The sequence below is a fragment of the Sphingomonas sp. Ant20 genome (assembly GCF_000783375.1).
In the GTDB taxonomy this organism is placed as follows: domain Bacteria; phylum Pseudomonadota; class Alphaproteobacteria; order Sphingomonadales; family Sphingomonadaceae; genus Sphingomonas; species Sphingomonas aerolata.
In genome coordinates this window covers 1-7822 of the sequence record NZ_JRVI01000044.1, presented here as the reverse complement: position 1 = coordinate 7822, position 7822 = coordinate 1, and the positions used below count along the sequence as shown (strand labels likewise).

The 7822-nt window shown below is 68.0% G+C and carries 6 protein-coding genes; 2 read left to right on the top strand and 4 right to left on the bottom strand.

Going from position 1 to position 7822, the window contains the following annotated elements; genetic code table 11:
* The 3 genes from NI18_RS07620 to NI18_RS07610 form a co-directional block, all read right to left on the bottom strand.
* Positions 1–1129: alpha-amylase family glycosyl hydrolase (locus NI18_RS07620; RefSeq protein ID WP_306286279.1), on the bottom strand; the 1129-nt coding region annotated here is incomplete at its 3' end.
* 13 nt (positions 1130–1142) lie between these two features.
* Positions 1143–3677: a TonB-dependent receptor gene (locus NI18_RS07615; protein WP_037529185.1), complete on the bottom strand. Its 2535-nt coding sequence runs from the start codon at positions 3675–3677 to the stop codon at positions 1143–1145.
* Between the two features lie 125 nt (positions 3678–3802).
* Positions 3803–4786 carry a substrate-binding domain-containing protein gene (locus tag NI18_RS07610; RefSeq protein ID WP_037529183.1) on the bottom strand — a complete coding sequence of 328 codons (984 nt, stop codon included), beginning with the start codon at positions 4784–4786 and terminating at the stop codon, positions 3803–3805.
* Positions 4787–5068: 282 nt separating this feature from the next.
* Between NI18_RS07610 and NI18_RS07605 the strand changes: the two genes are divergently transcribed.
* Entirely contained in the window at positions 5069–5938 is an 870-nt protein-coding gene (locus tag NI18_RS07605) for a DMT family transporter (RefSeq protein ID WP_198526959.1), read from the top strand.
* Positions 5939–6037: 99 nt separating this feature from the next.
* Complete coding sequence (locus tag NI18_RS07600) at positions 6038–7507, top strand: sugar porter family MFS transporter (RefSeq protein WP_037529181.1); 1470 nt, start codon at positions 6038–6040, stop codon at positions 7505–7507.
* Positions 7508–7510: 3 nt separating this feature from the next.
* Here the strand turns inward: NI18_RS07600 and NI18_RS25010 are convergent.
* On the bottom strand, positions 7511–7822 hold a 312-nt coding region (locus NI18_RS25010; protein ID WP_037529179.1), incomplete at its 5' end, for a hypothetical protein.

Sequence of the window (7822 nt, the reverse complement as noted above, 5' to 3'; positions counted from 1 at the left end):
GTTGGCAGCGCGCATAGCTAAGCCAGTTCGCGCCGCGCGGCAGGCCGCCGCTCGCCGCGACGATCGCGTGGGGCAGCGCGGCCGACTGCTCGGCGAGCCCGACCCAGCCGGCGACCATCAGCGAGTTGTTGTAGACGAGATGGCATTCGGGCTCGAACCCGCCATCCCAGTCCGACCCCTCGTCCGCGCCGAAATAGGGCGGGACCAGCGCGGTCGGGACGATCGCCTCGGCCTTGAGCAAGGTCGCGGGGGCGACGATGTCGAGCGCGGCGCGCAGTGCGCGGACGATGTAATGCGCCTGCGGCCGGTTGCGGCAGTCGGTACCGAGCTGCTTCCAGAGGAACGCGATCGAGTCGAGCCGGAACGCCTCGAACCCGTGATTGGCGAGCCGCAGCATCGTGTCGACGATCGCGAGCATGACCTCCGGATTGGCCCAGTTCAGGTCCCACTGGAACGGGTAGAAGGTCGTCCAGACCTGTCCGCCCATCGCCGGGACATGCGTGAAATTGCCCGGTGCGGTGGTCGGGAAGACCTGCAGCAGATCGGCCTCATAGGCCTGCGCCTCGTCGTCGCCAAGGACGTGGTAGAAGGCGCGATAATGCGGATCGCCGTCGCGGGCCGCCTGCGCCCAGGCATGATCGTCGGCGGTATGGTTGAGCGCGAGATCGACGCACAGGCTGATCCGCCCCTCGCGCAGCCGTGCGGCGAGCCGCTCGACATCGGCCATCGTCCCCAGTCGTGGCTCGACCGACAGATAGTCGGCGACCGCGAAGCCGCCATCGCTGTCGCCCTCGCGCGCCTTCAACAGCGCGAGCAGGTGGAGATAGCGGACACCGAGCGATTCGAGATGGTCGACATGCCCGATCAGACCCTCGACCGTCCCGGCGAACCGGTCGACATAGGTCGAATAGCCGAGCATGTCGGGCGCGACGAACCAGTCGGGGTCGGCGAGCCGCGCCTCGTCGAGGGCAGCCATCGCGGCGGGGCGTTCGGCGGCCCGCTCGCGCAGGATCGCCTCGAGCCGCGGCCAGATCGCCAGCCCGGTACTGCCATACAGGCGTTCGAGCTGGCGGCGCAGGCGGGGACCGAGCGCCGCGAGGCGACGCTCGGTGGGGGAGGATACGCGCACCTGGGTCGGCCGATCAGAAGCCGAAGCGGACGGCGGCGGAGATCGTGCGACCGGTGATCGACCGGGCGCGGACGATGCCGTTGGTCGGGATCGCACCCTCCTCGGCCTCGGTGATGCCCTTCACGTCGAACAGGTTGTTGCCGTTAACCGACACGGTCACATTGTCCGCCGGGCGGATCGAGACGAACGCGTTGACCTGCGTATAGCCCGGCATCTTGAGGACGTTGTTGTCCTGCGCATAGCTGTCGGTCGTGCCGATCACGTTCGCGCCGATCGTCACGCGGTCGAAATCGACCTGTGGCGTCGCCTGATAGATGAACTTGGCCTGGCGACGCGGACGGTTGCCCTCGACCCCGGGGTTGAGCACGTCGCGGGTGATCTCGGCATCGGTATAGGTGCCGCCGGCCGAGAGCGAGAAGGGTCCGCGTGCGATCCGGCCCTCGATCTCGACGCCCTTGGCGTCATATTCGCGGTTGAAGAAGCGCTGCGTCGTCGCCTCGAAATTCTGTTCCTCGGTGCGCGCCCAGAAGCCGGTGGCGTAGAGCGAGACGCCGCCCTGGCGGAACTTGAACCCGCCCTCGAGCTGGCGGACGAAATCGACCGCTGCGCCCTGGTCGGTCAGCCCGCCCGTCGCGGTGTTGATCGAGGGGCCGAACAACAGGCGATCGGCATTGGCACGCCCGCCGCGGCTGTAGCGACCGAACACCGCGGTGCTGTCGGTCAGGCGGAAGTTCACGCCACCCGAATAGGACAGGTAATCATAGTTATAGTCGAGCGGCGAGCGGGCGTTGGGGATCACCGCGACCTGACGCTCGGCGGCCGAGATCACGCCGTCGCCGTTGATGTCGAACGTCGTGATGCCGCTGCCGAAGGCGGCGCCGAGATCGGAGCCGGCGACGCTGCCGCGCGCGCGACCGAAATCATAGCGCAGCGACCCGTCGATGTTGAACCGGCCGAGCTCGAGCCCGAGCTGCGCGAACGGTGCGTAGGTCGTGTAGTCGAGGTCATAGGAGCGGCGGCAGCAATTGCCGAAGAAGCTCGCCGAATAGCCGGGGACGCCGTTCTGCGTGACGGGCACGCCCGCCGCGGTGCGGACGTCGACGAGTTCCGAGCGGCCATTGTCCGCGACGGTCTGAACGGACGAGGTCCACAGCCAGTCGCTCTTGATGTCCTGCCGCGAGGCATAGAAGCCGCCGGTGACCGCGAGCGACCCGCCGGCGAACGGCAGCGAGCCGTTCAGGCGGATGTCGTTGGTGATGTTATTGAGGCTCTTCAGGTCGACGTCGAACAGCACGATGTTGGCGAGCAGGCCGTTGCCGTTGAGCGAGGCGGGGTCGCCGATGCGCTGACCCGCCTGCGCGCCGCTGGCGTAGAAGAGCTGGGCGCCCGCGCCGCCGATGCCGTTGGCGATCGACTGCGCCGAATCGACGCTGGCGGGGAAGGGCGAGGTGAAGCCGCCCGAGATGTCGGCGTAGCGGAACCGCTCGACGATGTTCCAGTCGTCCGCGAGCGGGATCTGCGTCTCGAGGCCCGCCGAATAGACGACCGGGTGCTGGCCGTCACGGATCGAGCGCGTGGTCAGCCGGTTGTTGCCGTCGAGCGTCTGCGCGGTACGGATGTTGGCGCTGTGCAGCGTCCCGTTGTTGATCGAGAAATTGGCGATGCTGCTGTAATCGGGGTCGCTGTTGCTGCCCGTGACGCGGACCGGGTTGGGGAGATAGCCGATCGCGCGGTCGTCGAGATACTTGCCGTAGAGCCGGACATAGCCGCCATTGTCGAACGACTTGGTAATGTTCGCCTTGAGCTGGCCGCCCTTGACGCCGTCGAAGCCGACTTCGCGCTGGCCGTCGCCGATCCGGTAGAAGCCGCCGACATGATAGGTGACGCTGTCCGAGAGCTTGCCGCCCTGGTCGAAATCGACGCGGAATTCGCGGTAGTCGAGCCCGCTCGACAGCTGGAACGCGCCGCCTTCCTGTTCGCCGGTCTTCGAGATGAAGTTGATCACGCCGCCCGGCGAGTTGGACGCGAAGGTCGAGGCGGAGCCGCCGCGGACCGACTCGACCGTGCGGACGTTGAAATCGGCGCGCAGGAAGATGTCGGCATTGCCGAAGGTGATGTCGCCGAATTCGAGGATCGGGAGACCGTCTTCCTGGAGCTGGAGGAACTTCGAGCCGCCCGACGCGACCGGCAAGCCGCGGACCGAGATGTTGGCGTTGCCGTCACCGCCCGAAGCCTCGACGCGAATGCCGGGCAGGTTGCGCAGCAGCTCGCCCGAGGTACGTCGCGCGAGCTGGATCAGCGCGTCCGAGCCGATCGAGCTGGTCGTGATCGAGGTGTTGAGGCGGTTGGTGCCGCGCGCGACCGCAGTGACGACGATGTCGTCCTGGCCGGCGATCGGCGCTGGCGTCGCGGCGGTGTCGGCGGGCTGCTCGCCCGGCGCGGGTGCGGCCTGAACGGGCGCGTCCGGGACTGGCGTGGTCTGCGCTGCGGCCACCGTCGCGAAGGACGTGGCGGCGATTCCGGCGAGCAAAACGTAACGTGCTTTCATGATATCCTCCCTGCGCGGTGGCTTTCTATGAAGCCCAGAATCGCCTCATACGCTTTTCGCAATCGATTGCAAGACGTGTTATGCAATCGATTGCGAAACGTTGAATGTAGCTCAGGCGGAGCGGTTCAGGCGGACTGGCGTTCGATCAGGACGGGGGTGACGATCGCGGACCCGGTCGCATGGCCCGCGATCCGCTGCATCAGGCGATCGACCATCAGCGCGGCGCCCTCGGCGAGATCCTGGCGGATGGTCGTGAGCGCGGGTGACGTGTGCGCGGCCAAGGTGACGTCGTCATAGCCGATCACCGCGGTGGTGGCGGGGACGTCGATCCCGGCTTCGGCGAGCGCGCGCAGCACGCTCATTGCGGCGACGTCGGACGCGGCGAAGATGCCGTCGGGGGGCGGCGCGGCGGCGAGCCGCTGTGCCAACGCCGTGTGCACGGCCTCCGGGGTCATCGGCGTTTCGAGCAGCTCGCAGGCGAGCCCCGCCTCCGCAGCGGCGGCGGCGAATCCCGCGTAGCGATCGGCGAATTCGGGCGGGGCGGGGTCGCCGACGAACATCAGCCGCGACCGGCCCTGGTCGATCATGCGGCGGCCCGCGAGTCGGCCCCCCGCGATATTGTCGGAGCCGATCGTCAGATGGTTCTGGTCCGCCCGGTACGCGCCCCACACGACCAGCGGCGCATAGCGGTGCGACACGCGTTCGATCACCGCCCCCTGGTCGGACTGGCCGACGAGGAGCAGGCCGTCGATGCGGCCGCTGTCGACCAGCCGGTCGAGCCAGTCGTCGCCGTCGGGGATGACCCGCGACAACAGGATGTCATAGCCGCGCTCGACCAGCAGATCGGCGAGCAGCCCGAGCAAGGTCAGGAAGAACGGATCGGTGAGATGCTGCGTGCGGGCATGGCCGAGCGGCAGGACGAGTCCGATCGCGCCGGTGCTCTTCAGCCGCAGGTTGCGCGCGAGCTGGTTGGGACGGACGTCATGTTCCTGCGCCAGCGCCTGGATGCGTGCGCGGGTCTGCGCATTGACGGACGAATGCCCGGCCAAAGCGCGTGACACGGTTGCAGTCGAAACGCCGGCGAGCACGGCCAGATCGGCGAGCTTCATTGCGATAGGATATCCTCATCGTCACGGGTGATCGCCCGGTCGTACCGTCAGCCGCGCCAAGCCGCAATTGCGCGCGGCCGAAGCGCAGGAGCCAAGACGTGCGGGGTCAAAACAGAACGTTTTCTGTTGCGTCCTGCACCTGCTGTCGGTAGGAGCGGGATACGCAAAGAGACAGAGCTGTTTGCCGCCCCGCCATAAGGTGACGTCGGGGCGGTGGCGGCGTTCGCTCGTGCCCGCGGCTCCGGAGAGTCGTCACCGTCCACGCCAGCCCGAGAGACGCAATTGAGCATCGATCTTACCATTCAGAGCCATGGCGCGCGTCTGGCAGCCATCGGCGGCGTGCCGCTGGCGTTCCTGGCTTATGCGGCCTTCGCGTTCAGCGACGCGTCGGTACGGCTGCTCGAAGGCGCGTTCAGCCCGTTCCAGGTGACGTTCACCGGTGCGCTGCTCGGCCTGGTCGCCTTGCCCTTCGTGCGCACGCCGGGCGATCGTCTGCTTGACGTGTTCAGCGCGACGCGACGCTCGCTATGGCTGGCGCGCGCAATCGGATCGTCGATCAGCGGCCTGTCGAGCGTCGTCGCCTTCACGCGGCTGCCGATGCCCGAGGCATTCGCGCTGATCTTCCTGATGCCGATGCTGGTGACGTTGCTGTCGATGCTGTTCCTGAAGGAACAGGTCGGTGCCTGGCGCTGGGCGGCGGTGGCGATCGGGTTCGTCGGCGTGCTGATGGTGCTGCGTCCGGGGCTGCGCGCGTTCGATCTGGGCCATGGCGCGGCGATGCTGTGCGCATTGTCGAGCGCGATCGTCATCGTGCTGTTTCGAGCCGGTGGTGCGGGCGAGAAGCGTGTGTCGATGCTCGGTGCGGGGCTGATCGGGCCGCTGGTGATCAACGGCGCGGCGCTGCTGTGGCTGCAGGCGTTTCGCTGGCCGGACGGGGCCGAGATGGTCCTGCTCGCCGGTTATGGCCTGCTCGCGATCCTCGGCCAGGCGCTGCTGATGCTGGCGGCGCAACGCGTCGCGGTCAGCCGGATCGCACCACCGCAATACAGCCAGATGATCTGGGCGGTCGCGCTCAGTTACACCGTGTTTCACCAGAGCGTCGACCTGCCGACCTTTGCCGGCATCGCGTCATCATCGGCGCCGGTCTGCTGACCTGGGCGCGCGAGCAGATCCGCCTGCCGTCCTGGCGTCGCCGCTTCGCGCTGCGCCCCCGCTGAACAGCCTTTCGACAACCACGGAGTCCTCCACGTTTTGACAGATCACAGCATCGCCCCATCCCTGACGCGGCGCAGCCTGACGGCGCGCAACGAGCCGAGAATTCCCGAACCCTATGCCAATGGCGACCGGGTGCTGCGAACCGCAGCGTTCGTCGCCGCGGTATGCGGGGCGCTCTATGGCTATGACACGGGGATCATATCGGGGGCGCTGCTGTCGATCACCGACGAGTTCGGGCTGGATCACCGCATGCAGGAGATCGTCACCGCGGCGATCCTGGCGGGCGCGGTGATCGGTGCGCTGGCGACGAGCTGGCTGTCCGAACGGATCGGCCGCAAGCTGTCGGTGATGGGGGTCAGCGCGCTGTTCACGCTGGGTGCGATCGCCTGTGCGATGGCGCCGAGCGTCGGCGCGCTGATCACCGCGCGGGTGTTCCTGGGCATGGCGGTCGGCGGATCGACCCAGGTCGTGCCGATGTACATCTCCGAACTCGCGCCGCAGCATCGTCGCGGCAATCTGGTGACGATGTTCAACGTCGCCATCGGCGTCGGCATCCTGCTCGCCAGCATCGTCGGGTTCGGCCTGCACGACGTCTGGAGCTGGCGGACGATGGTCGCGGTCGCCGCGATCCCCGCCGCGATCGTCTTCGTCGCGATGGCGTTCATGCCGCGCAGCCCGCGCTGGGCCGCGGAGAATATCGGCATCCACGCGGCGATCGACGTGCTGCGCCGCGTGCGGACCACACGCCGCGAGATTCGCCATGAAGTCACCCAGATCCGCGATGCGACGACCGACGCGGATCCGGCCGATAGCGGCTGGCGCGGCATTCGCCAGGCCTGGGCACGGCCTGCGCTGATCGCGGCGCTGGGCGTCGCGTTCTTCACCCAGTGCGGCGGGCTGGAGATGATGATCTATTATGCGCCGACCTTCCTGTCGGGGGTCGGCTTCGGCAAGGAGTCGGCGCTGCTCGCCAGCCTCGGCGTCGCGATCGTTTATGCGGTGATGACATTGCTCGGCTGTCTGTTCGTCGACCGGATCGGGCGACGGCGGCTGATGCTGGTGATGATCCCGGGATCGGTCGTCAGCCTGATCGGGCTTGGCATCATGTTCGCCAGCGGCGCGCATGGCGGGTGGCAGGGCTGGCTGACGATCGGCTTCCTGCTGGCGTTCATGCTCTTTAATTCGGGTGGCATCCAGGTGTGCGGCTGGCTGCTGGGTGCGGAGATGTTTCCGCTGGCGATGCGCGGCCCCGCGACCGCGCTGCACGCGGCGATGCTGTGGGGCAGCAACCTGATCGTCACGGGCACCGCGCTGTCGCTGGTCCATGCGATCGGGCTGGGTTCAACGATGTGGGTCTATGCCGGGGTCAATCTGGCGTCGTTCGTGTTCGTGCTGCTGTTCGTGCCGGAAACCGCGGGCGCGAGCCTCGAGGATATCGAGACCGCGCTGCGCAGCGGCCGGTTCCGCCCGACGCGCGGCCACACCGCGATCGCCGCCGCCGCCTGAAGCTCAGGCGGGGCTGACGATCGTCCCGTTGAAGACTAGCCGGACAGCGTCGCGCTGCGCACCACTCATCCGTTCGACGAGCAGCGCCAGCGCGGCATGCGCCATCTCGTCGACCGGCTGCTCGACGACGATCGGCGCGGCGTCGAGCAGGCGCAGCCAGGCGGCGTCGTCGAACCCTGCGAGCCGGACGGGCGATGCCTGCGGATCGGGTCGGGCGCGCAACACGACCGCCGCCTCGAGCATCAGGAACGTGTCGCCGACCAGCACCGCGTCGCAGGCGGTGTCGGCGAGCGCGGTCCGCACGCAGGCCGCGCG

Coding starts and splice junctions, on each gene's coding strand:
- NI18_RS07610 (WP_037529183.1), bottom strand. CDS start 4,786: ATGAAGCTCGCCGATCTGGCCGTGCTCGCCGGCGTTTCGACTGCAACC.
- NI18_RS07615 (WP_037529185.1), bottom strand. CDS start 3,677: ATGAAAGCACGTTACGTTTTGCTCGCCGGAATCGCCGCCACGTCCTTC.